Origin of the sequence: Saccharibacillus alkalitolerans, assembly GCF_011090185.1 — a bacterium.
Classification (GTDB): Bacteria; Bacillota; Bacilli; order Paenibacillales; family Paenibacillaceae; genus Saccharibacillus; species Saccharibacillus alkalitolerans.
In genome coordinates this window covers 1,091,386-1,115,193 of record NZ_JAAFGS010000001.1, presented here as the reverse complement: position 1 = coordinate 1,115,193, position 23,808 = coordinate 1,091,386, and the positions used below count along the sequence as shown (strand labels likewise).

General features: G+C 57.3%; 21 protein-coding genes. 5 read left to right on the top strand and 16 right to left on the bottom strand.

Annotated elements, in window-relative coordinates:
- Positions 1-9: 9 nt before the first annotated feature.
- The 12 genes from GYN08_RS04790 to GYN08_RS04735 all read right to left on the bottom strand — a co-directional run bounded on the left by GYN08_RS04790 (position 10) and on the right by GYN08_RS04735 (position 12,864).
- A complete protein-coding gene (locus GYN08_RS04790) occupies positions 10-1,671 on the bottom strand; it encodes a PH domain-containing protein (protein ID WP_166272880.1) in 1,662 nt (553 codons plus the stop codon).
- On the bottom strand, positions 1,668-2,177 hold the full coding sequence (locus tag GYN08_RS04785; RefSeq protein ID WP_166272879.1) for a PH domain-containing protein: 510 nt from the start codon (positions 2,175-2,177) through the stop codon (positions 1,668-1,670). Before GYN08_RS04785 ends, GYN08_RS04790 begins: the two co-directional genes overlap by 4 nt.
- A 177-nt stretch (positions 2,178-2,354) precedes the next feature.
- A complete protein-coding gene (locus GYN08_RS04780) occupies positions 2,355-3,776 on the bottom strand; it encodes a hemolysin family protein (RefSeq protein WP_166272878.1) in 1,422 nt (473 codons plus the stop codon).
- A 338-nt stretch (positions 3,777-4,114) separates the two neighbouring features.
- Complete coding sequence (locus tag GYN08_RS04775) at positions 4,115-4,945, bottom strand: class I SAM-dependent methyltransferase (protein ID WP_166272877.1); 831 nt, start codon at positions 4,943-4,945, stop codon at positions 4,115-4,117.
- A 40-nt stretch (positions 4,946-4,985) separates the two neighbouring features.
- The gene (locus tag GYN08_RS04770; protein ID WP_166272876.1) at positions 4,986-6,449 is read right to left on the bottom strand and encodes a DUF6892 domain-containing protein; all 1,464 of its coding nucleotides are present in this window, start codon (positions 6,447-6,449) and stop codon (positions 4,986-4,988) included.
- Between the two features lie 357 nt (positions 6,450-6,806).
- A complete protein-coding gene (locus GYN08_RS04765; RefSeq protein WP_166272875.1) occupies positions 6,807-8,264 on the bottom strand; it encodes an alpha-L-fucosidase in 1,458 nt (485 codons plus the stop codon).
- A gap of 184 nt (positions 8,265-8,448) precedes the next feature.
- Positions 8,449-8,859 (bottom strand): spore coat protein GerQ, encoded by a 411-nt coding sequence (locus GYN08_RS04760; protein ID WP_166272874.1) that lies wholly within the window; start codon positions 8,857-8,859, stop codon positions 8,449-8,451.
- 259 nt (positions 8,860-9,118) lie between these two features.
- Positions 9,119-9,865 (bottom strand): SDR family NAD(P)-dependent oxidoreductase, encoded by a 747-nt coding sequence (locus GYN08_RS04755; RefSeq protein WP_166272873.1) that lies wholly within the window; start codon positions 9,863-9,865, stop codon positions 9,119-9,121.
- 221 nt (positions 9,866-10,086) lie between these two features.
- Positions 10,087-10,269: a hypothetical protein gene (locus GYN08_RS04750; RefSeq protein ID WP_166272872.1), complete on the bottom strand. Its 183-nt coding sequence runs from the start codon at positions 10,267-10,269 to the stop codon at positions 10,087-10,089.
- Between the two features lie 170 nt (positions 10,270-10,439).
- On the bottom strand, positions 10,440-11,726 hold the full coding sequence (locus GYN08_RS04745) for a WD40/YVTN/BNR-like repeat-containing protein (RefSeq protein ID WP_166272871.1): 1,287 nt from the start codon (positions 11,724-11,726) through the stop codon (positions 10,440-10,442).
- 102 nt (positions 11,727-11,828) lie between these two features.
- On the bottom strand, positions 11,829-12,515 hold the full coding sequence (locus tag GYN08_RS04740) for an LrgB family protein (protein ID WP_166272870.1): 687 nt from the start codon (positions 12,513-12,515) through the stop codon (positions 11,829-11,831).
- Complete coding sequence (locus tag GYN08_RS04735) at positions 12,496-12,864, bottom strand: CidA/LrgA family protein (protein WP_166272869.1); 369 nt, start codon at positions 12,862-12,864, stop codon at positions 12,496-12,498. Before GYN08_RS04735 ends, GYN08_RS04740 begins: the two co-directional genes overlap by 20 nt.
- Positions 12,865-13,066: 202 nt before the next feature.
- Here GYN08_RS04735 and GYN08_RS04730 point away from each other — a divergent pair, with 202 nt between their 5' ends.
- The gene (locus GYN08_RS04730) at positions 13,067-13,996 is read left to right on the top strand and encodes an L-lactate dehydrogenase (RefSeq protein WP_166272868.1); all 930 of its coding nucleotides are present in this window, start codon (positions 13,067-13,069) and stop codon (positions 13,994-13,996) included.
- A gap of 144 nt (positions 13,997-14,140) precedes the next feature.
- Here GYN08_RS04730 and GYN08_RS04725 read toward each other — a convergent pair whose 3' ends face one another.
- The 4 genes from GYN08_RS04725 to GYN08_RS04710 all read right to left on the bottom strand — a co-directional run bounded on the left by GYN08_RS04725 (position 14,141) and on the right by GYN08_RS04710 (position 17,949).
- On the bottom strand, positions 14,141-15,232 hold the full coding sequence (locus GYN08_RS04725; protein WP_166272867.1) for a hypothetical protein: 1,092 nt from the start codon (positions 15,230-15,232) through the stop codon (positions 14,141-14,143).
- Positions 15,233-15,286: 54 nt separating this feature from the next.
- Positions 15,287-16,381, bottom strand: coding sequence for a DUF3900 domain-containing protein (locus tag GYN08_RS04720; RefSeq protein ID WP_166272866.1), 1,095 nt, complete (start codon positions 16,379-16,381; stop codon positions 15,287-15,289).
- A 232-nt stretch (positions 16,382-16,613) separates the two neighbouring features.
- Positions 16,614-16,970, bottom strand: a complete 357-nt coding sequence (locus GYN08_RS04715; protein WP_166272865.1) for a hypothetical protein — start codon at positions 16,968-16,970, stop codon at positions 16,614-16,616.
- 28 nt (positions 16,971-16,998) lie between these two features.
- Positions 16,999-17,949 carry a tyrosine-type recombinase/integrase gene (locus GYN08_RS04710; RefSeq protein ID WP_166272864.1) on the bottom strand — a complete coding sequence of 317 codons (951 nt, stop codon included), beginning with the start codon at positions 17,947-17,949 and terminating at the stop codon, positions 16,999-17,001.
- Between the two features lie 191 nt (positions 17,950-18,140).
- On the opposite strand from GYN08_RS04710, the gene GYN08_RS04705 reads away from it, so the two are divergent.
- From GYN08_RS04705 to GYN08_RS04690, 4 genes are all read left to right on the top strand, one after another.
- A complete protein-coding gene (locus GYN08_RS04705) occupies positions 18,141-19,601 on the top strand; it encodes an outer membrane protein assembly factor BamB family protein (protein ID WP_166272863.1) in 1,461 nt (486 codons plus the stop codon).
- Positions 19,602-19,792: 191 nt separating this feature from the next.
- The gene (locus GYN08_RS04700) at positions 19,793-21,121 is read left to right on the top strand and encodes an outer membrane protein assembly factor BamB family protein (RefSeq protein ID WP_166272862.1); all 1,329 of its coding nucleotides are present in this window, start codon (positions 19,793-19,795) and stop codon (positions 21,119-21,121) included.
- Between the two features lie 175 nt (positions 21,122-21,296).
- On the top strand, positions 21,297-22,244 hold the full coding sequence (locus GYN08_RS04695; protein WP_166272861.1) for an alpha/beta hydrolase: 948 nt from the start codon (positions 21,297-21,299) through the stop codon (positions 22,242-22,244).
- 222 nt (positions 22,245-22,466) lie between these two features.
- Positions 22,467-23,786 (top strand): outer membrane protein assembly factor BamB family protein, encoded by a 1,320-nt coding sequence (locus GYN08_RS04690; RefSeq protein ID WP_166272860.1) that lies wholly within the window; start codon positions 22,467-22,469, stop codon positions 23,784-23,786.
- The last annotated feature ends 22 nt before the right edge of the window (positions 23,787-23,808 follow it).

Genomic DNA, 23,808 nt, shown 5'->3' with positions numbered 1-23,808 from the left:
CTCCATTTTTTATGAATTTATTTTTAAAGATACGGTCTTCCCGCTTTTTCGCTCCCTGCTGTACCATTCGTAAATCCGCTCGGCATCGTCTCTTTCCAATCTCGATACGCTAAACGAAGCTCCTCCGGAACCGCCCAGCAGATGGGCCCGGAGCGTCAACATGTCCCTCCGGCGTTGGAATCGACTGCCTACGGTTCCGAAAGCGACGATATGGCGCCTCAGCGTGCAGTGCGTCTGCTTGGCGATCCCGCGGTTCACGAACGTCAGCCGATCCCCGTGCAGCGAAGCTCCGCTGGTACGGAAGCTCCAATAATCCAGGCCTGCGCTGACCGGAATCAGCAGCAGCGCCCATAACCCGCCGCTGTGAGGGAAGAAATAAATCAGCACGGCCGCTATGGCCGTCGCCACGATCAAGCCGGTCCGCATGTATCCAAGCAGCGCGCGCTTTGGCGGCTTGAATTCCGCGCCGGCCAACTCGAACTGCGGAACCGTCCGCTCGAGCAGCGCGGGGATTTCCGAACGACGGATAAACGGATGCAGAGCCGGCGTTTCTTTTTCATCCGATGACGATACGACGTTCACTTCGACATGAGCGTAACCGAGCAGTTGGCGCAGCCAGCCTTCTTTCACGGTCACCGCCTGAACGCGCATGGGATCGAACAGGAATTGTTTGCGCTCCAGCAGGCCGTAGCGGATCGACAATCTCTCGCCTTCCCTGTACAGGGAAAATCCCGAAAACTTCACGATAAACAGAACAAGCGACAGCAGCCACGCGGCGATGAGCGCGGCCGAGCCGAGAATCAGAACGGCTTTGAGCCCGGTCATGTAGGATTGGGCGTTCGTGACCAGACGGTTCATCCATTCGTCCGGCATCAGATCGTCGGCGAAAGAGAACAAACCGGCCACAAATGCGATAGCCAGACCGAGATTCATCTCGGTCAGCGCCGCCTGAAGCAGGCGGCCGGGACCGAGCCGGTAAAGCAGCACCGGCTCTTGGTTTCGCGGCCGACCGGAAGCGGCGGCCCGGCGATCCGGCCCTGCCGTCTCGCCGCCGGCAGGATGCGCGAGAGACGCGGCCGCTTCCTCGCCGGAAGCGACCTGCAAAGCGGCGTGCGCTCCGCCTTCCTCTTCCGATCCTGCGCTGCCGGACCGCGGCTCGTCCGCGGTCTGTCCGGCAAGGCCGGCTTCGCTCGTCCCTGCCGCGCAGGAAGGGTCGTCTCCGGCACGCTCGTTCAGTGCGCGCTGCAGGCGCTCCGCCTCCCGGCGCCGCAGAACGGGCAGAACGCCATCGCCTTCCTTAATGCCGCCGGGCGTCTCGATCTTGAGCTGTACGACGCCGAGCAGCCGCTGAAGCAGAGGCTGTTCCATGCTGACGGAGTGAATGCGGGAATAATAAATGATTTTCTCCTTGCGCTGAATCAGTCCTCGGCGAATCGTAATGCGGTCGCTTTGCTCCTCGTATGTAAAACGTCTCCAACCTATCATCTCTGTCAGGCCGGCCAACAAAATCAAGAACAGCGCGGCGCCCAAGATCCAGGAAACCGCCGGCGGGAACTCCCCTTCCGACAAAGCCCGAACGCCGAACAAAATAAAGATCGGCAGCAGCGCGCGTACCATCTTCAGCATCGAGAACGCGATGTACAGCGGGGACATCCGCTTCGGCCCGCTCATTCTTCTGTCCTCCTGGCCAGCTCTCCGATCGTTCGTTTCAAGCTTTCGGCTTCCGAAGACTTGAGTCCCGCAATGGAATGCGTGGTTGCCGCCGTGACGATTTTCAGTTCCGCCAGATCGTACTTGCGCAGGATCGGCCCGCTCTCGAGTTCCACATGCTGCACCTTGGTCATCGGCACCAACGTCTCGGTGATAAAAAAGAGACCTTTCCGAATCTCCACTTCTTCTTCGTACACGACGAACCCGAAGCGGTTATAAATGAGGATCGGCACCCGAAACACCGCGAACGCGAACAGCAGCGCGAAGCCCAGCGTAACGGCTCCTCCTGCCCATATAGGAAGCCAATTCCAGTTTAGCAGTGCCCCCAATACCGTCAATGCGGCGGCCGCGAGCAGAGGAATCGCGTAGAAATACGCGCTGCCAAGTCTCGAAGCGGCGATCCAGTCGGGATGCAGCCGTCTGAACCGTTCTTCTTTTCTTGTTTCGACCGTTTCTGTCGTTTCCATACATCACCCTCCATCGTTCAAGCGTATCGGGATTTTTTAATGAAGTCAACAGCGGTCCTTCCGCTGCCTTACTGAGTTTATTCTCTCCGGCGCGCCGTCGGACGGCCCCATCTTGAAGGTGTTCTCTTCGCCAACCAAAAAGCCCTCGGGATAAATCCCGAGGGCCGAGTGCGGAGGTCAGGCTCCGGCTTCCGCCCGCTTCGCAGGCATCGCCGTTACCGTCTCCGATTCGTAATCAGACTCCTCCGGCATCACAGCGGCATCTTCCGGATACGGTTCCGTCAGCCGCTCTTCTTCGGGAAGAGGTTTTAAAATGCGAACGCGCGAAATACGCTTTTGTTCGGTCTCGTCGACAATGAACGTACATCCTTCGTGATCGACCGACTGACCCTTCTGGGGAGGCAGCGCGTCGATTCTGGCGTACAACCAGCCGCCGATCGTATCGTAATCGTCGAAATCCAGCTCGAAGCCGAATTGATCGTTCACGTCTTCGATCAGCATCATGCCGTCGACCGAATAACTGAACTCGCCGGCCTGTTCGAATTCGGGACGTTCTTCTTCGTCGAATTCGTCTTGAATCTCGCCGACGATCTCTTCCATGATATCCTCGAGCGTCACCAGCCCCGCGGTGCCGCCGTATTCGTCGACGAGCATCGCGATCTGCGTCCGGCTGCGCTGCATCAGCTTCATCAATTCGCTGATGCGGATCGATTCCGGTACCGCGATAATCGGGCGAATCAGCTGATCATAGTCGGTATCCGGCGAGCGCATGAGGTCTTTGATATGAATAAATCCGATAATATGGTCCTTGTCCTGCTCGCAGACCGGATAACGGGTCCGCATGCCTTCGTAGGCGATCTCGAGATTTTCTTCGCGCGACAGATTCGTGTACAGACAGATCATCTCCGTCCGGGGAATCATGACTTCTCGCCCCGTCGTATCGGCAAATTCGAAAATATTGTCGACGAGCGCCATCTCGGTATTGTCGATCAGCCCGTTCTTGTTGCTTTCCTTCACCAGAATCCGGATTTCTTCCTCGGTGTGCGCGGAGTCGAGCTCAGATGCCGGTTCGATTCGAAGCAGCTTGAGCAGTCCGTTCGCCATTCCGTTCAACGCCCAGATAAACGGATACATCGTTTTGTAGAAAAAGACCATCGGAGCGGCTGCTACCATGACTACGGATTCGGGTTTGCGAATCGCCATCGATTTCGGCGCGAGTTCCCCGATCACGATGTGCAGGACGGTAATCAGGACGAAAGCGATCACGACCGCCGTCCCGTGGATGGCAACTTCGTTGGTCCAGCCGAGCCCGTGGAACAGGGGCCGCAGGAACGACGCCACCGCCGGTTCTCCGATCCAGCCGAGTCCGAGCGAGGCCAGCGTAATCCCGAGCTGGCATGCGGAGAGATAAGCATCCAGATTATTCACCATGCTCTTGGCGAAGCGGGCGCGCTTGCTCCCGGCGTCGGCCAACGTCGCGATCCGGCTCTCGCGGATACGCACCATCGCAAATTCAGCCGCTACAAAAAATCCATTCAATCCGACGAGCAGCACAACCAATAAAATACTTAACCAACCTGGCAAGGGGTCACTAGTCAATATAAATCCCGTGTTCCGTGCCGCTTAAACGAAGCGTGACGCTTCCGGAAAACGGGTCCACCTCCTTCGTTTTCCTAAATAATTTGGACTTTCCGCCTTGGACGACTTTCTTCCTGTAGGTCTCTTGACCGAAGCTAGCAACTTCCCAATTTCGTTCACTCCGTTTCTTTTTCAGCTCTAACTATTATTATAATTCTTACTTACCCTCAGCAAAATAGGAATGGACGGCCAAAAAAGCCCTAAAACCACCGAAAAGGCGGTTTTAGGGGCACCTCTTAATCCATTATCGCAGCTGTCGTTCCCGGACGGCGCCGCACACGCTTTTACGCCGATTTCTCTTAATATTTATGCGAAATTAAGGTAAAAGTTTTGGGAATTCCCTTATCGAAGCTGTCTCCGGACAGATTCGGTTCCTCGGCGAGGCTGGAAATCGTCAGTCCAGCCTGCGCGGCTGCCGTTACGATTTCGCCCAGATTCCACCGGCGCAGCAGCACTTTCGGCGGCTCTCCTTCCGCATACTTGGCAAACGAGGCTTCCTGCTCCTCCAGAGAAGTATCAAAGTAATCGCCGTCGACCTTATGCTTGCGGATCTTGGCCGTCGTGCCGCGCGAAGAGATCAGCTTCGTGGAGACCGGATGGAAGTCGCGCAGCACAAAACGTCCGCCCTGCACGAGAAGTCCGCGCGCCAAGTTCATAAACGGCGCCAGATCCGTAAAATAGTGCAGAATGCCCATCTCGGCAACCACCACGTCGAAGCTGTTGTCCAGCGTCCGCGTATCTAACGTCAGCACGTCGGACACGATATATTCGAGCGGCACCCCCGCCGCTTCCGCCAGGTCCAGCGCATAGCGGCGGTTGCCCGGCGAGAAATCGACAACCGTGACGGAAGCGCCCAGCAGAGCCAGGGCGACCGCCTTGCTTCCGTTCGAACCCATCAGGTTCATGATGCGTTTGCCTTCCGGGCTTCCGATCGCCTCGCCCAGCACCGACAGCGGCTTCCAAGGTTGTTTGGCGACTTTTTCCGCTGCGGTTTCGGGCGCGCCGAAGCGCTGTACCCAGGCCTCGTAAGTCTCGCGGTTCCAAGCTTCCTCATTAAAAGGATGTGCGACGTTCGCGCTGACGGCCGCCTTCGGCTCGCGTTCTTCGCTCGACTCGCTTTCTTTATTCATGATGCATGTCCTTTCCCGCACGTTGATCGTCATTAGCGTGTTAGTCCTGAACCAAAATAATGCTGCGGTCGATCGCCGGCGCCGGATCGGCCTTAAGCAGGCGAATCGCCTGAAGAACGCGCAAATTCGGCAGATGCTTCAAATCCTCCAGCGAGTGCACGTCAAAATAGCCGTCTTCGCCGTTCCAGAACGGAATGATCTGCAGCTGTACCTGCTGACCGCCGCCGATCACAAGCTTCGTGACCTGCGACAAATCTTTCTTCGTCAGGACGAGGCGTTCGAAGTATTCCCGCACTTCCGGAATGGGACGATCCCCTTCTTCCGCAATCGAGATTTCGCGAAGCGCGTATTCCTGAACGAATACGCCGATATCGAACCGGGGCTTCAGCACCTGCTGCTTATACATCAGCTCTTCGATGACAGCCAATTTAAAATTGAAATCGGCGAACTTTACGCCGCCTTTGCCGCTCGGCATGCTCTCGGCTTCAATCTGCGCGATGATCGTTTTGGCTTCGCGAAGCATTTCCGAAGCTTTCTTCGTTTGCGGAGTTTTCCGTTTCTGGGAAACGACCAGCTCGAGCACTTCGCGCCGGTCTTTCGACCGTGCGATCTGCAGCAGAGGTTGGCGCTGCAGCGGGTAGTAGATGAACGTTTCGATGAATTCGTCGATCTGCGCGTTCGTCCAAGTTTCCATATACGGCGCCAGCTTGTCCAGTACAGGCTGAATGCCGCGTTCCAATACGGGCGCATCTTCGCCGATAAACGAAGACGCGAGACTGTAATAAGCTTTTCCTTTTATTTCCTTCGGCAGATCGAGCTTCAAATAAAAATCAATCAGTCCGGCCATTTGGGCGGCATAATCCTCATGGTAACCGAGCATATAGATATGAACGTGATTGCAATCCGGGTAAAAAGTCCGGATCAGATTCGGGAGCAGCTCCGCCGCTTCCGAGCGAAGATCGTCGTCGTCCATGTAATGAGGATGATTGAAATAAATTTCGAACAGCGATGCGGCGGTGCGCGAAAGCCCGCGGTAAACCGGGTTTTCCAGATCTTTTCCCGTCCCCTCGGAAATCCACCCACCAAGCAAATGCAATACCCGTTCGTGTTTGAAGCGAAGCTCTTCCCTAAGCGCGTAGGAGCTTTCGAGAGAAGCTTTGCGCATCGCGAACAGTTCCGCCAGTTTGGCGGTTTTTCGAGTCGAAGCCGCGTCGGTAAACGGTTCTTTTTCCAAAGTCCCCAGCAGCGTATCATAAAACCAGGCGCGTTCCTCGTCGGTTAGCAGGGCGAACTCCGACCAAGCTTCGTTGATCCGTTCGCCCACGCGCTTCTGTGTTTCTTCCTCAAGCTCGAAGTCGTCCACCCATTCCAGAGAAGCTTCAATCAACGCACGGCCTTCCGATTGGGGAATAAATCCCTGCAGCCGGTTCAATAGTTGGTGCGAGATTTCCGCGGGCTCCTCGTCGGGGTTCGCCCGAAGCAGGGCATGGAGCTTGGTCATCATATTTCCTCCCAGTACATATGTCCATTACTTGCGGCGCGTGCGTAAAATGCAAGTCGTCAATTCGATCTGTCGATGACTTTTCGCACACTCCGTAACCATTTTCCTTCCTACTATAGTAGCATTTTGTTCACTCCCTGCACCAGTCCAGCTTTTTGGAATCCTTGCAAAATCCAAATCAATCTCTCGTAGGAATTTCCAGTATGTACGGCAGAAACGTGTCAGGCTTTGAAGCCTCTATCTATCATACGGACTTTACACCCATTTTTCAAAGCGGCCCGTAATCGACAAATTCGGCAGAGTTCATACGTATGAACGCATGAATACCGCTTTTTGTTTTTCCCTCTGTAAAAATAACCGTCAGCCGCCCGACAACTTGTTAAGCCTCAAGTAAGACAGGGTCGGAAACTCGCGGTAACCGGTAAACGTAATCCGAATCCTGGTCGTCGCAACCGGAGCGAAACTCAAAATCTTCCCGTATCCCACGGCGCCGCCTGCCGCAACCGGTTCCCATTCCCCCCCTTTCGCCCGTTCGCTCCAGACTTCAACTTCAAACGATTCGATCCGCTGGCCGTACGGCAAATATTCGCCCAGCGAGAGCGTATCGATTCGTTCCGCCTGCGCAAAAACGGCTTCCACCCAAGGAATGCGATCGTCCGGCCTCGGCCGCCAAAAACTTGCAGGCTCTTCGTCCGTTCCCCCTTCGCTGCAGGCAAGATGCTGCGGTTCTGCGGTCCCGTGCGCCCGACTGGATGCCGTCATCGTAATTTTTCGCGTCAGCCGGCGATCCTTCAGCCTGGCGATCCGTTCTCCCAGGTCTTTCAGCGCTTGGCGGTCCGGCTCGGCAATTCGTCCTTCCGCATTCGGAGGAACATTGAGCAGGAAGGTTGCATTGCCGCCCACCGCATTCAGATAAATGCCGAACAGCTCTTCGCCGCTCCGCACCTGCCCGTCTTCCTCCGGATGATAGAACCAGCCCGGACGGATCGACGTGTTCACTTCGGCCGGGTACCAGATCCATTCGCCGTCATACGCTTCTATCGCTTTCCGGCTGCCCAGATCTTCTTCCATGGAATTGAAGGAGCGCGAAAAAGCGGCGTCTTCGCTCCGCTGCGACTTTGCCGCGGTCTTCTCCGCATCGCGCAGCGGCGCGGGCACCACACTCCATTCCTCGGCCCGGGTATGCCCCGCTTCGTTGCCGACCCAGCGAATATCGGGGCCGCAGACGCTGATCACGCAGTTCGGCTGTAAACGGCGGACGACCTCGTAATAGCGATCCCAGTCGTACGACTGCTTTTTTCCGCCGCCTCCTTCCCCGTTTGCCCCATCCAGCCAGACACAACCGATCTCGCCGTACTGCGTAAGCAGCTCGGAAAGCTGGTTTACGTAAAAATCGTCGTACGCCGCGCCTTCTCCGTAACTGGATTCCGTTCGGTCCCAGGGAGACAGATAGACGCCGAATTTCAATCCGTGTCTGCGGCAGGCGTCCGAGACTTCGCGCACCAGGTCGCCTTTTCCGTCCCGCCATGGCGCTCGCGCTACCGTATGCGCGGAATAGCGGCTCGGCCATAGGCAGAAGCCGTCATGATGCTTGCAGGTCAGAATGACCGCGCGCATGCCGGAGCTCTTGAGCGTATCGATCCAATCGTCCGCGTCCAACGACTTCGGAGCGAATAGCGCGGGATCTTCATGTCCTTCTCCCCATTCCCGTCCGGTCATGGTATTCATGCCGAAGTGAATGAATCCGTAGAACTCCAACCGCTGCCAGGACAGCTGCCGCGGCGACGGAGCGATTCCGGCGATTTCTTGCAGATTCATGAAAGCACGTCCTTCCTTTTCGGGTTGTCGCGACAAGACGGCCGACCGGACTTGCGCAAACTCAAAAGACCTTTTCGCGCGCTCAAGCGCAGGAAAAGGTCCTCATGTCTTACCGTTCATAAAGGTTCAAACCTCGATTCTTGGATTCGTGGATTTGTCCTTCCGATTCTCCTTGTACAGCAGGTTATTGTCCGGCCAACAGCGCTTCGTTGCCGGAATAAAAGTATCCGGTCGTATCGTTGAAGACGACGTAGTCGATGCAGCTCAGAGGGAGCACCATGTGCTCGCCGTAACCGCCGCTCAGCACGACGTGGTCGCTGCCGGCTGCGTCAAGACGTCCCTCGATCGAACCGCCTGCCGGTCCCTTACCCGTGTTCATGCCCGGAATAAGGTAAAAGATTCCGGTGCGTCCCAGATTGTTCTGCAGCATGGAAATTACGTTAGGCTGCTCGTAATTGGTCTGCGGAATCGAAGCTTCCAACATCGGCGCTCCCGATCTGGCCATCGGATTCCGGAACCCCGAACCGCCTCTGCCCGCAATCCCGTTCAACCCGCTGCTGATCCGGTATGTTACAGGCGAATATGAATATTCCATAGTGAATCCCTCCTCGTATTTTTGCGCGGATGTCCGCGAATGGATGATGCCGCGTTCACGTCCGACCGTCCGTGTGTGCAACTTAGGAGAAGGAAAACTGCGATTTGAGCACAGCTGCTGCTTCATGTCCTTTTTATTACCCGCATAATAACCCTTCAAACCCTATTTTTATATTGTATATGACAAAAATTTGAACAAAATACGCCGTATGTAAATAAAAAGGAAGACGCGCAGCGCGTCTTCCTTCCAATCGCTCCGCTCATTCCGCGTAAATCATCTTTCGGGTCATGCCTCCGTCGAGTACCAGCTCCGCGCCGGTCAGGAATGTGTTATCCGGATGGGTTACGTACAGGCACGCCCGGGCTACGTCATCCGTCGTCCCTACCCGGCCGATCGGATGCTGCTTATGATCTTCTTCCCGCAGCTGATCGTAATCTTTCGTTTCGATCCAGCCCGGGCTGATGCAGTTGACGCGAATTCCGTCGTCTCCAAGTGAAATGGCGAGCGAATGCGTCAGCGACAAGATCGCGCCTTTGGAAGCCGCGTAAGCTTCGAAATTGGGTTCCGACATATGGGCTCGCGTCGAGCAGAGATTCACGACGGAGCCTTTGCCGTTTTTGCGCATATGCAGGGCCGCTTCCCGCGTCGCGAGGAAAGTGCCCCGAACGTTCGTGTTCAATACGTCGTCCCATTCCTTGACGCTCAATTCGTAAGGCGATTTCCAAATGCCGAATCCCGCGTTGTTGACGAGAATGTCGATCCGGCCGTACGCCTCGATCGTCTCGCGCATCAAATGCGTAATGTCCGCCTCCTGGGACACGTCGCAAGGCACGAAGATGGCTTCGCCCCCCGCGTTCCGGATTTCGGCAGCCGCCGCTGCGCCTTCGGCTTCCTGCGTGTCGGCAAGCACCAGCCGCGCACCTTGTTCCGCATAGCGTTTGGCCACGGTGCGTCCGATTCCTTGAGCGGCGCCGGTGACGATGACGGTCATCGATTCAAAGTCCATGTGGCTGTCAGCTCCCTTCCTATTCCACGTTTTAATATTTACCACAGGCCGCGCTTCGGTAAACCGCCGCTCTGCGGTTCGCCGATTCGAAACGGCAAAAAGTCCTTCGCGGGGTATTGGCGAAAGACTTCAAGGCCGAAAGAGGGATAGTTTTGTGATTTTTTTCACTTAGTAAGGCGTAATATGCGGCTGTGCGGATGAGAGTTTTGAAAGAACGATCGTTAAGCGTAATACATGTTGAGCAGTCTGCCCGTTTCGACGGCTTCCGCTTCTTCTTCGTTCAGCAGACCTTGATCCGCCCAGCAGGCCAAGCATTGTTCTTCGGTATCGCAGAGATGAGCGTCCTGGCAGTTATAGCAAAGGGTCAGGTAGTTGCGAGTCAGTTGGTTGGTTGCGGTGGTCATATGGATCACTCCTCGGTTAGGGTTAAATGTCGTTTTGTTTTGTTGCATTCTTTATATTTAAAAAATAACAGATTTTTCGGCTGCGGTATGTGATATTTTTCACATTTAAAAAAGAAATTAAAAGACGCTCCCTTTGCAGAGAACGTCTTAGAACGGCTTACCGAGTCAAATCAAATGACATGCCAGGTGACGCCGCCGTCGAGCGTTTGAAGCAGCAGAGAACGCCTCAGTTCCGTTTTGCCGATCAGAATCCACCCGACCTTCTCGGAAACGAACTGTACCCGGAAAATTTCGGGATACTTTTCCATGTTCTCACCCAATTTGGCGCTCTCCGGCAGAGGTTTCCAATTTTTCCCGCCGTCTGTCGTCCGGTAAAATTTCGCTCCGCGAACCATCCACCCGTTCAACCGGTCGAAGAACACGGGAGCGATCGGCAGATTAAGCGATTCTTGAGCGGGCAGATCGAAGGCGGCATGCTTCCAGCCGGCTCCTCCGGCCTGCATGAAGTAGCCGCCGTATTTTACCGTATCGCGCTGTTTGCAGCCGACCGGAATCCAGAACCCTTTGCCCTTCTCGAAGGGCTGAGGTCTGCCGCTCACATAAGCGTCGCATGTTCCGATAGGATTCTCGCCGGCGAAGAAGGACGTCTCCTTGCTCCAATTTCGGCCGCCGTCTTCCGTACGGTACAGCGAAGGACGGCCGAGTTCCAGCAGCGTGGCATAACCGCGGCCGTTGGAATCGAAATACATCCCCGACAAATAGCCGATCTCCGGAAGCGGATCGTAAGAACCGTTCGGCTGCGTTCCGCCCAGCGTACGCATGACCGGCGTCCAGCTTTCTCCGCCGTCGAACGTCCGGTAAAGGGTTTTGTTTTCGCGCCCGGCACCGTCCGCCGATCGGGTCGTCATCAACCAACCTCTTTCATTGTCGGTAAAGTAGAACGACGCGGGTAATTCGTCCGTTCTCCCCAACGTGGCGAGGGCCCAACTTCCCCCTCCGTCCGCGGTGCGAAGAACCAGCGTCTCTTCGGCAATTCCGGCGCTGCGAACGATCCAGCCGTGCTTCGAATCCGTAAAGTAAATGTCTCTTCCGTATTCGGGCACGTCCGAGAACGTGATCTGCTCCGAAGGAGACAGCGGCGTCCAATTCTTGCCGTTGTTCCCCGTCAGATATATGCGCAGCGCGCTTCGGGTCAATCCCCACGCCATCCCCGTCGATTCATCGAACAAATGAAGTTCGGTCAGCCGGGTCTGAACCACGTATTCATCATATTTTTTGGTACTGCCGTCCTCTTCCGGTTTGACCAGCGTAATAGCCTGGCCTCCGTCGTCATCGGCCTTATGGGTCTGCGCGACCGGTTCCGGGGCCTCCTTCTCTTGGGAGGAATCTCCGTTGCATCCGGTCAGAACGATCAGCAGGGCCAGCAGGGGCAGCAGCGCCCTTCGCCCGATTCGCATTGCAGCCGCCCCCTTTGCTTCGAAATCATATTGCGCGGAGCGCAAGTCCTTCGTCATTATAGCACAAAAGATCCGAAGCGTCCCAAGCAGGCGAGCCGTCTCTTAACCGAGCCAGAAATAAATCGGCACGAAGAGCAGCGAAGTCACGATGCCCGTGAGTCCCATAGCCAATGCGCTGAAGCTGCCGGCCGTTTCGGATTCCTGCAAACTTCGGGCCGTACCGAAACCGTGAGCCGCTCCGCCCATCGCCAGACCGAGCGAAACGGGATCGCGGAGACCGGCTTTATAGAGGAACGCCGGTCCCAGCACCCCGCCGAGCACGCCCGTAACGACGCTGAACATGACCGACAATTCGGGATTGCCGCCGAGCTGCCTGGAAATTTCGATGCCGATCGGCGAGCTGACCGATTTCGGCAGAATGCTCAGCAGCACTTCGTGCGATCCCCGCGCAGCGTAGACAAGCAGTCCTGCGCTGACGATGCCGGTGACCGATCCTGCCAGCACGGAGAGCAGCACCGCAGCCAGCCGCTCGCGGATCAAGCGCCTGTGCTTATAAATCGGTACGCCCAGGGCGACAGTCGCCGGCCCGAGCAGCGCCGTCAGCAGCTCGACCTCGCCCTGGAATTCCTTGATCGGAAAGCGCAGAAGCGCCAGCAGAACCAAAATGATGGCGCTGCTGCTCAAGATCGGATGCAGCCAGGGCAGGCGCGAATGAATGCCGCGGGCGACGGCGTAGGCGCCGACCGTGATCGCAAGGCCGAACAGAGGATCATGCAGAAAGACGTTCATCCTGCGTCTCCTCCTCTCCGCGCGGCGCCGTTTTCTTGGCGACCGTTCCCGTTACCCATAGGACGGCGAACGTGCTGCCGACGATGCCGACCGCGATCGATACGGCATTGCTGCCGAGAAACGGAATCAGGGCGGCCGCCCCGATCACGTAAGGAATAAAAAAGAGGAGCAGATGGCTCGTCAGCAGGTTGGCCGACTGCTCCACCCACTCCAACTTGACGATTTTGCCGAACAGGGCGGCCAAAAATAGCAGCAGGCCCGTCACGTTGCCCGGCAGCGGAAGATGCAGCGCGTCGTGCAGCAGCACGCCGGCCAAGCTGAATCCCAGCAGAATCGCAAAACCGCGCATGATCGTTTACCTCTTTTCCGCCGGAATAGCCCGGATACTTGTCGAAACATTTTTTCATTATACCAAAAGTCGCCCTCATCCGCGCAAAGACATTTCATACATTTTCGTGACAGGCTGCTTGTTACCGTGTAAACTGGTTACAAAGTTGAGAGGGACTTTTTCCCTCTCATCCCATAAGCCGAAGAAATGGAGTGAACTGGACATGACTACCCCATCCTCGCGTTCCCGCCGTGTCGTCGTAATTGGCACGGGCGACGTAGGAGCAACCACCGCTTATACCCTGCTGCTGAGGCAGCGCATGACCGAACTCGTTTTGATCGACGTCAACAAAGAGCTCGCGCTCGGACAGGCCCTCGACATGAACCACGGGCTTCCGTTCGTGGGCGGCGTGAAAGTCTGGGCCGGCGATTACTCGGACTGCAAAGACGCGGCCGTTATCATCATCGCCGCAGGCGCGGCGCAGCGTCCGGGAGAGACCCGCATCGACCTGCTGAACCGCAACGCGGGCATTTTCGACCAGATCATCGGCAATATCGTCAAGTACAACGACAATGGGATTATCCTTGTCGCGACGAATCCGGTCGACATCCTCTCGTACGTCTCGTACAAGAAGAGCGGATGGCCGGCTCATCGCGTCATCGGTTCCGGCACGCTGCTCGACAGCGCGCGCTTCCGTTACCTGATCGGCAAGCACAAGCATCTCGATCCGCGCAGTATCCACGCCCATATCATCGGCGAGCACGGCGATTCCGAACTGCCGGTATGGAGTATGGCGAATGTCGCGGGCGCCGCGCTGAATCTGCCGGAAAGCGATCAGGAGCAAATCTTCGACAATACGAAAAACGCCGCTTACGAAATCATCAACGCCAAGGGATCGACGTATTACGCGATCGCGCTGGCGCTGGACCGGATCGTGACGGCCATTCTGCAGAACGAAAGCTCCGTGCTGAACGTTTCGACGCTGCTCGACAACTACCACGGCATCTCCGACGTTTATCTCGGCCTGCCTTGCGTCGTGGACAGCACGGGCGTGCGCGAACACCTGGAAATTCCGATGAACGACAAAGAGCTGGAGCTGCTCAACGCTTCGGCGAACAAGTTGAAGTCGGAAATCTCCAAAGTGAATCTGTAAGTTCGTTCGCTGCCGAGTTTGCCTGCGCATAGCGGAAGCCCCCGTTCTCTTACGAGAGAGACCGGGGGCTTCTTTTCGTTTATTCGGTTTTTGCCGCCGAAGCCGGGACGATTGCTGCGCGCTCGGATGCGGCAGCGTCCGGCGTCAGGGCCGCACGATCTCCTCGCGCAGCAGCCGGCCCGTGGAAGCGTCGCATACGAATTCGCTCTCTTCGATCCAGACCAGCGAAGCCTGCGGATTCCCCTGCGCATTGCTGCCGTTCAGCGCGTAATAAGGAAGCGTGCGAATCTGCCCGCTCAACTTCTGCCAGGCTTCCGCTTCGGAGCAGGCAGGCTTGACCAGCGCTTCGGCGAAGCGGTCGCGGCGTACCCGCCGAAAATGCAGCTCGTCGGAGACGGCCGCCAGGCGGCCGCTTCTGCGCTCGACGTACAGATCGAGGCAGGCGCCGAGCACGGGAAGGCCGTTCGCCAGCCGGTAGACGCGGATATGGATGAACCCGCCGCTGGCCGCGCGGAACGACGAATATTCTTTTCCGGCCAGAAAAGCCCAACGGTAGGCGTGCGGACGGGCGCAGCGAAGCAGGTAATCGAGAGCGGCGGAACGGGCACGCCGCAGTTCTTCGCGCTCCAGCGGATCAGGTCGGCGCGAATCGGAGACCGGCAGGCGTCCCTGCAGCGGCCGAATAGGACCCGGGTGGCTACGCTTGGCGGGTCCGCCTCCCCCTCGCAGGTCGATCCATTCCCACGGGCCCAGCTTTTCGCCCCGGGAAATTTCTACGCCCGCCCGATCGTACATCCGCGGCGGAAACACATAAAACGGACGAGCCGCCGATACGTCCAGCGCATAGACGCAGCGCAGGCGGGAAAAATCGCCTTCCGGTCCGATCCGCCCGGGAGGGCCGCCTTCCGGCCCCGGTTCGAACCGGCAGGGCTTCCAGTCCGTCCGCAGGGCTAGCAGCTCGCCGGAAGCATCCATTCGGATAAAAAGACGCGGTCCCCGGTACAGCGGAATGCCTTGGCGATGCCGGGCGTATTCCAGCAGCATCTCGTCGCCGTCCAGCTCTACCGCCCGGACCGGCAGCAGTTCGGCCTGCTCGATGTCCGGACGGGTGTCGGCGATATGCCGCCGCGCGATTGCCGCATAACGGGCGCTTTCCTCGTCGGACAGAAAGCGCAGACCGCCGGACCATTCGGTTCGAATGCCCGACAGCGATTCTCGATTGCCGCGTTTCGTCAAAGGCGTCTCCCCCTCCGCGTTCGAATAGAACGAATGTTGGTACGTATGAACCCGTCAGTAAGGCAGTCCGTCGTCTCCCGGCTCATCCCGACGTTCCAGCAGCCGCTTCGCCACCGTCTCGAAGTCTTCGGGCTGCAGCAGTTCGATCGGCGAATGTCCTTTGTCGAACACGAACGATTCGCCTTCCAAGATAACCGCGTAGCGCCCGTTAAGTCGGGTAATGTGCACGCCGTAACCGAAATCGGCCAGCAGCCCTTTGACCTGCGCATTGCCCAGTTTGAAGCGTACTTCGATCTCCGGCTGGAATTCCGTGATGCGCTCGGCCGCTTCCATCACCTGCTCGGGCTCCCATTTTTGCTGAAGGTCTCTTTTATCGCTCGCCGTCCAAAGTTCCAGATCGTGTTCTTCGCGCTGGCGTTCTTCGCTGGTCTCGTCCGGCCACTTTTCTTCCACATAGCTGTGCACGAATTCCATCACCCGCTCCGTCACGATCTCCGGCACGGACTGTTCGTAGACGACGAACTTCAGAAAGTCTTCGAAGTATCGCGCATGCGACGGCTGATGGATCTTCAGTTCCCATTCCTCGGTCATGCCCGCTTCCGGCATATGCGGATACATGATCGATTTGATGCTTTTCGTGCTGATCGCCATCTCGACTTCGTCGATCAGGCTGCTCTCGTCGGAAATGCGCGCGATCTTGTTCTCGAAGTCGCATTTCATGACGAAGATGAACGGATCGTCCGAGTGCGTCGTCATTTTCGCCCGGGAGAGAATCAAAGCGCCTCCGCGAACGGAACCCGTGTCGAGGTAATTGCGCACGAGATCGTCGCAGGCGTTTTTGAAGTCCTCTTTGCCGTCGGCGGTGCGCATCCGGTTGAACATATTGAAATTCGGGTTGCTGTCCAGCTCGTAACCGGGCTCGACGATGAACGTCCCGATCTTGGTCGGCGCCTGCTCGGTCAGCGGATTTTTCTCGACTTTGCGCTTGGCGATCCGCGAAAATTCCCCGTCCAGAAACTTCTTCACCGGACTGTCTTCGTAATCGTAGTCGTCCATGGTCTGGTAATGCTTGTATCCTCTCGCCCCTTGGCCTTCGCGACCTTCGACCTGGATGACGAAAAACGATAAGTATTCGATATCGAAACGCATTCTTCATTAAACTCCTTCTGCCTCCGATACGCGCTCGCGTGTCGGAAAGCGGTGATGGCTGCCGTTCATGCCCGGCAAACGCGCGAAAAACTGCCCGTCTGCCTACGATAGCACGAGAGACGGGGAATGGACAATGCGGCAGGCCGAAAAATCGTTTTCCCGGGAACCGCTAATTCGGAAACATAAAAAAACGCGGCCGCCGCTAAGGGCATGACCGCGATCCTCACTTCCGTTATTTGCCCTGGCGCTGCTGCATGAACTCCAGTCCTTTTTGCAGCATTTCCTGCATCGAGCCAAACTGCGTGTGCGTATTGACCTTCTCGTCGAGCTCCTGCGGCGGCACGTTCTGCAGCTGGTTGGGATCGTTTCCCCCGATGCCGAATTTTTGCAGCATTTCCGCGGCAGACTTGAACGGGGTATACTTCTGCAGAAACTCCGAGTTAAGCAGCTGTTCGAGCGGAAGCTTTTGCAGCAGCTCGCCCATCGGCAGCTTGTTCAGCAGATCGGACAGGCCGCCTCCGGCTCCCCCGCTTCCGCCTCCCTGCAGTTTGCCCAGCATATCGCCCAGTCCTCCGAGATTGAATCCCATGATGTACAGCCTCCCTTGTCAGTATAAGTTAGGAGTCTTTACCCGCAATCGGGGGCAGCTTAACATCGAGGCGGCTCATCGCTTCTTCCTTCTCCCGGTTCGAGACGTGCGTGTAGACGGTCGTCGTCTGAATCGAGGAGTGCCCCAGCATCTCCTGCACCGTGCGCAGATCCGCGCCGCGGCGCAGCAGCATGGTCGCGAACGAATGGCGCAGTTTGTGGCTCGAATACGGGATGCGCTGGTGCGGTTCCAAGTCCTGTTGAAAACGATCGAACGTGTCCGCGGCCAACTGCTGAATGGCGCGGATGGACATCCGGCGCCCCTTTTGCGAGACGAACAAGGCTTCTTCCCGTTCCGTCCACGGCGTCAGGCGCTGCGCGATCGCTTCTTCCAGCACGCCGGCCACCGCTTCCGGTACGGGCAGGGTGCGCCATTTGCGCCCTTTGCCGAATACCTGGAGCGAGCGCCGCTCGGCATTATAGTGGGAGACGTTGAGCGCATGGACTTCCCCGACCCGCAGTCCCATATACGCCATCAGCAGGAAAATCGCCAGATTGCGTCCCCGGTATTTGCCGTCCACGGACTTCAGGAATTCGCCGATCTCCCGTTCGTCCATGTAGACGGGCGCGCGGTTTTTTTCGGTTTTGGCTTTTTTGATGCCGACGGCCGGGTTCTGCTCCAGCAGCTCCAGTTCGATCAGCGCTTTGAAAAAGCAGTGTACGGCGGCATGTTTGCGGTTCCGCGTCGCGTCGCCCGAGCCTTCGCGCCTTGCGCTTGAAAGAAACGACATGACGTGGATTTTCTTCACGGACTCCAGCTCGCGCCCGCTCAGTCCGATCAAAAACTGCCTTACGTCGCTCAAGTAATTTTTTTGCGTGTAATCGGTATATCCGGCGTCCTGCATCCACATGAGAAAAGCTTCCAAGTATTCGATATAATTCTCGCATGCTTCGTCGCCGGGGATTCGAATGGTAGCCATTGTGCGTATCGCTCCGTTCTGCTGTCGAAAGTTTCCATCTTCATATTGTGACCTAAAGGAGGGGCTCGGCGCAAGGTTTCTTCAAGCGGGACGGCTCTTCATTCCGGTCTCTTCCCTGTCGATAAATAAACATAAAGTCTGCTATCTTGCTTGAGATCGTCAACCTGAAGGAAAATCGACTGGGGGTACTTATGAAAACGATACGAATCACGGCCGCCGCCGCGGCACTGCTGCTGACTGCGGGAATCGCGGTAGACGCGCACGCGGCGCTGGCGAAGAACGATAACAAAAGCGAGGTTCAAACTCAATTTAAGCCGAATAAACAGAAGGAGAACGAGCAGCCGAAAAACGGAAACAAGCCGTTCAAAAAAGCCGCTGCGCGCGCCGCGGCTTCATTGAAAGCTTCTTGGGAGATTCCGGATATTTCGTTCCCGGATCATCCGTCGGCGCTGCCGGCTGCGGCAGGTCTCGTTTTCTACGAAGCGGACGGCTGGCTGCGGGCCGCGGACGCTTCGACGGGTCTCCTGAAATGGACGTACAAAGCGAGCGCCGTGCCGGCGGCCGAATCGGCGAACGCCGTTTTCCTGATCGGCGAAGACGGACGCCTCGTCCGTATCGACGCCCAAAAAGGCAAAGCGGCATGGACGGTCAAAAAAGCCGCGGCTAGCCCGGAGAACGCATCGGCGAAGCTCGTGCAGGGAACGCTGTACGTCTCGGACCCTTCGATGGGAATCAAAGCTTTCAACGCGGCCAACGGGAAACGGAAATGGACGTCCCCGGAGGCGGAACTTCAATCTCTGAAAACGATCGAACGTTATGACGGCGTGCTTGTCGCGACGGGGGTAACCGAGCAGGACACGCAGACCGTGTTGGGCATCGACGCGGAAAACGGAGACCTGCTGTGGCAGCTTGACGGCGCGTACGACGTTCTGACTCAAAAAGACGGCAAACTGCTGCTCCGCGACAAATCCGGCTTCGAACCGGTCCTCGGCGAAGCGGACGAACCGAAAGAAAACGCCGATATCGAGAACTCGGACGACGGCGCCGAAAAAGACACGGACGAAATCGAAGTGGAGCCGCAGGACGACAGCGCCGAAGAAGCGTCCGCGTACCTGGTCGAGCTGGTGTACGCCGACCTGGAAAGCGGCAGGCTTTCGTCGGCCGGCCGCTACGTGCCGCTGGACGGCGAAGCGCCGGATCTTGCAAACAGCTCGACCTTCCTCTCGGGCGGATACGCGTATACGGCTGACGAAACGGAGAACGGATTCGCTCTGACCGCTTTCCGCATGAACGAAGGCTCTTCGAAACATTCCCTGAAAAGCTACGCGGACGAGGGCGGCTGGCTCGGAGGACCGTCCGGAGGTCTGCTGTTCTTCCAAAAAGGAACGGTATTGAACGCCGTCAAAATGGCCGGCGGAACTTCGCTTTCTTTCGGCGACCTCGGCGCCAAAGCCTCTTACGGCCCGATCGCCGCCGGGCGGAACGTCTATGTCGGGCTCGAGAACGGCGAGGTGCTCGTATTCGACGCCAAAACTTCCGCCGCTCTCGGAAAATGGTCCGTCGGCAGCAAAAACGCCTCGTTCGTTTCCGGTCCGAAAAATTCGGTCATCATTCGTACGGAAGACAAGTTGATCGGATTGTCTGCCCGGTAGAATGCGTAAGCATCCGCATATGGCTTTGTTAAAGGCGGAAGTCCCTATTGAAAACGAAGAAAAGCCGTTCCCTGTTTCGGGGAGCGGCTTTTTGCTTTCTGCAGCGGGCGCGCGGCTCGGAAGAACTTTCTTCCTCCCCGCCGCGTCTATTTGAGTTGAAGCTTCGTTCGAACCAAGAAAGGGGAATTTTTGTGAAAATCGTTAAAGTCCCGTTCGCCGCCCTGCTGGCCGGAAGCCTTGCCGTTTCGGCGGTGCCTGCGGCATATGCCGCTCCGGTTACTTCTTATACGGGGGATTTCATGCCGACGTCTTCCGATACTTCGCCCGTACTGAAGCCTCTCTGGACCGCCGACGCCAAAGTCGGTCTTGCGCGGAATATCGACGCGTTCCAAGCCAAAACGTTAGGCGGATTCGTGTTCTATCCGGGCAAAGACAAGCTGTCGGCCGTCGACGCCGCGTCCGGACGTCAAAAATGGAGCATTCGCGCCAAGCTGAATTCGGATCTCGTCGCGGACGGAAACGCGCTTTATTACGTCGACCGGACGGGCAGCCTAATCAAGACGGACGCGAAAACCGGCCGTACCGTCTGGAAGAACAAAGCCGGACTCAAAAGCCAGTTCGGCGGCTTCAGCGCCGCCATGGCCGGAGGCCGTCTGTACGTCAGCGGCTCGGAAAGCCTGCAGGCGTTCGATCCGGCAACGGGCAAGCGAATCTGGAAACAGAGCAGCGAAAGCGATCTGGCCGGCACGGTTCACGGCGTATACGACGGCGTGCTGATCGCTTCCTTCGTCGTCAGCGGAGCGATCACGATCGACCAGTACGTCGGCTTCGATCCGAAGACGGGAAAGAAGCTGTGGCAGCTCGGCGACAGCCACGGTCCGATCCTGGACGTTCAAGGCGGCAGCCTGTATCTGCAGAACACGTCCCAATGGGGAAACGAAGAAAATTATGCCGCGGTGCTCGACAAAATATCGCTTAAGACCGGCAAGAAAGTCTCATCCTTCGGCTACATCCCGGTCGAGGATGCCCTGTTCCAACAGGCAAGCCGCTTGATCGTCGACGGCAAGTTCGTCTACGTCTCCGTGCGCAAGTATACGCCCGGCACGCTCGGTGGCGGGCCGGAAACGGTGTATCGCTTCAATGCGAATCAGGAACCTTCAGCCCAGAAGCCCGTCATGTATGAGGGATACGGCGATCTGCTGGCCGGCCCCTACATGGATCGGTTGTTTTTCCAAAACGGTCTCCAGCTGACTTACATGAAATTCGCGGGGCAGGCTTCTTCTTCCTATCCCGATATTTACAACCCGATTTCGCGGCTGGATCTGCACGGATCGGGGGCCTACGTCGGTCTCAGCGACGGCAATTTCTATACGGTGGACCTCCCTTCGGCCAAAACGGTCGGACGGATCGATACCGGAGCGCGAGTCTACGGCGAGACGCTGTTCTCAGACAGCATCGTCATCGTTCAGGCGGAAAACAAATTGATCGCGTTCAAGCGTCCGTCAGCCTTGAAAGATTGACGGCGAAAGTATGAGTCGAGTATATCGGGTATTTATGTTTCACAAAATTAAATTTTGTGGTATATAAGCGGAGGCGGCCATTGCCCATAACCTTTTACATACTGCCCGCCGAGCCGGAACGAGCTTTTCCAATTTGACGAGGTGCCTCAAGGCGCCCGAAAGGAGCCGCAATTCCATGACAGATGCCAAGAAACCCGTACTCGAGCCCGCAGCGCAGCAATTCGCCGACGACAACGCCAAGCCGCCGTTCCTGCCCGATCTCGGACCGGAAAAAGGCCGCGAAACGGTCGATCAGGTGCAGTCCGGAGACGTATACAAGCCGGAAGTCGACGTAGAGGACAAGACGATCTCCGGCGGCCCGTCCGGCGAAGTATCGATCCGCGTCATGCGGCCGACAGGCGCGACAGGCCCGCTGCCGGTCCTCCTCTATGTCCACGGAGCAGGCTGGGTATTCGGCAACGCGCATACGCATGACCGGCTGATTCGCGAACTGACGGTCGGCGCGGAAGTCGCGGTCGTGTTCCCGAATTACAGCCTCTCTCCGGAAAACAAATATCCGACCGCAATCGAGGAAATCTACGCGGTGCTGGAATGGATCTCGTCCCGGGGCGAAGCGGAAGGCTTCGACACGTCGAAACTGTTCGTCGGCGGAGACAGCGTCGGGGGCAACATGACCGCAGCGATCACGCTGATGGCCAAAGAGCGCGGCGGCCCGAAAATCGCGAAACAGCTCCTGTTCTATCCCGTCACGGACGCTTCGTTCGAAACGGAATCGTACAACCGGTTCGCGGAAGGCTACTTCCTGATGAAGGAAGGCATGAAGTGGTTCTGGGATCAATATACGACCGACCCGGAGGAACGCGCGCAGATCACCGCTTCCCCGCTAAGAGCGACGACGGAGCAGCTGCGGGGACTTCCCGAAGCGCTTGTCATCACCGGGGAAGCGGACGTGCTGCGCGACGAAGGCGAAGCGTATGCCAACAAGCTGCGCGAAGCCGGCGTGCCGGTCACCGCGGCCCGCTTCCAGGGCATCATCCACGACTTCGTGATGCTGAACGTGATGGCGGAAACGAATGCGAAAAAAGGCGCGATGCTGCTGGCCAACGCCTGGCTGAAAGCTTAAGCCGCCTGTCCGAAGCGTTAAAAATCCGTTCCCGAAACCGGGAACGGACTTTTTTGCCGAATTCGGCGGCTGCCGCCTCTTTTTGCCCCGTGCCGGGTTCGCTTTTTTCGCTTCGCCGGCGGCGCTCGAATCCCAACTGTTTTTCGAGGCTTGCAACTTTCCGTTTGATGCAGGGGTCATTTAATAGGTACGATATCGAAGATCAAAAGGAGAGTGTGATTTATGCCCGTTATATCCCGTTTTCGCTTTATGGCCGGAATCTGCTTGAGCGCCGCGCTGCTGGCCCCTTCTTTCGGCGCGCCTGGCGCAGAAGCTTCCGCAGCCAAGCCTGCCGGCGCCGCGTCCGAAAAAACGCCGGCCTTTCAAACGCTTCGATCGACATGGAAAGCCGATAACAACGGGGAGAGTTTGTATGCACGGCAGCTCCCGGTTTCGAACGGCCTCGTCTTCTACACGGATTCCCGCCGCACGCTGCATGCCGCCGACGTTTCCGGGGGAAAGACCGAATGGTCGATTCCGCATGCCGGTTCGCCGCAGGCGATTGCCGCAAACGGCGTCGTTTTTCTGGATGCGTCGGGACGGCTGGTCAAAGCGGACTCCTCGTCCGGAAAAGTGCTGTGGCGGACGCCGGCCGTTAAGCTTCCGGACGTAATGGGCGCCCGTGTGAACGAGGTCGGCGGCCTGCTTCTGGTCATCGACGAAAATTCGGGCGGCGGCCTGTCGGCCTTCGATCCGGCCAGCGGCAAACGCAAATGGAAAAATGCCGACCTCTCTATGTATGCCGGGAATGTGGTCGGGCAATTCGGAAAAACGCTTGTCGTATCAAGTACGGTGGACAACATGCGTACGCAGTTCTTCGGCATCGACCTTTCCACGGGCAAAAAGCTTTGGCGCAAGGCCGGCCTATATGATGCCGTCGGCCAAGAGCAGGGAAAGCTCGTGCTACGCGAAGTCACGGAACAGGCAAATCGCCTGACGCAAAGCGAAAAACCTTTCCGCGGCTATATGCTGCGTTTGGCCCTGCTTGATCCGGCCACCGGCAAAATCGTCAAAACCGAAAAGTACGGATTGTCGCAGGATGCTCGCTTGTCGACCGATTCGCGGTCTTACATCGTCGGCAGCCGCGTGTTCGGCGTGGAAACGTCGTGGTCGCCGGATCTTTCGACATTGGTCCGGTACGAACGCGGCCGATCCGCTCCCGTCAAAAGCTATGCCGAATACGGGGATCTCGTGTCCGACCTGCAGGAAGGCTATTTCTTTTTCCAAAAAAACGGAGAGCTGACCGCGCTGCGCGCCGAAAACGACAAAACGATTTCCTTCGGAAAACTTCCGGCGCACGTCGCGGTTACGGGAGTTCGCGTATCGAACGGTTTCGCTTTCGCGGGACTCGATAACGGCGATTATTACATCCTGGATATGAAGAGCGGCAAAACGGCGGGCGTGCTTCCGACGAAATCCGATATGTTCGGAGATCCGTTCGTCCAAGACGGCCGTCTGCTGATTCAGACGCAGCCCGATTTGCTTTCCGTCAAGCTGCCTTGAGAATTTGTTTACCGTATTATAA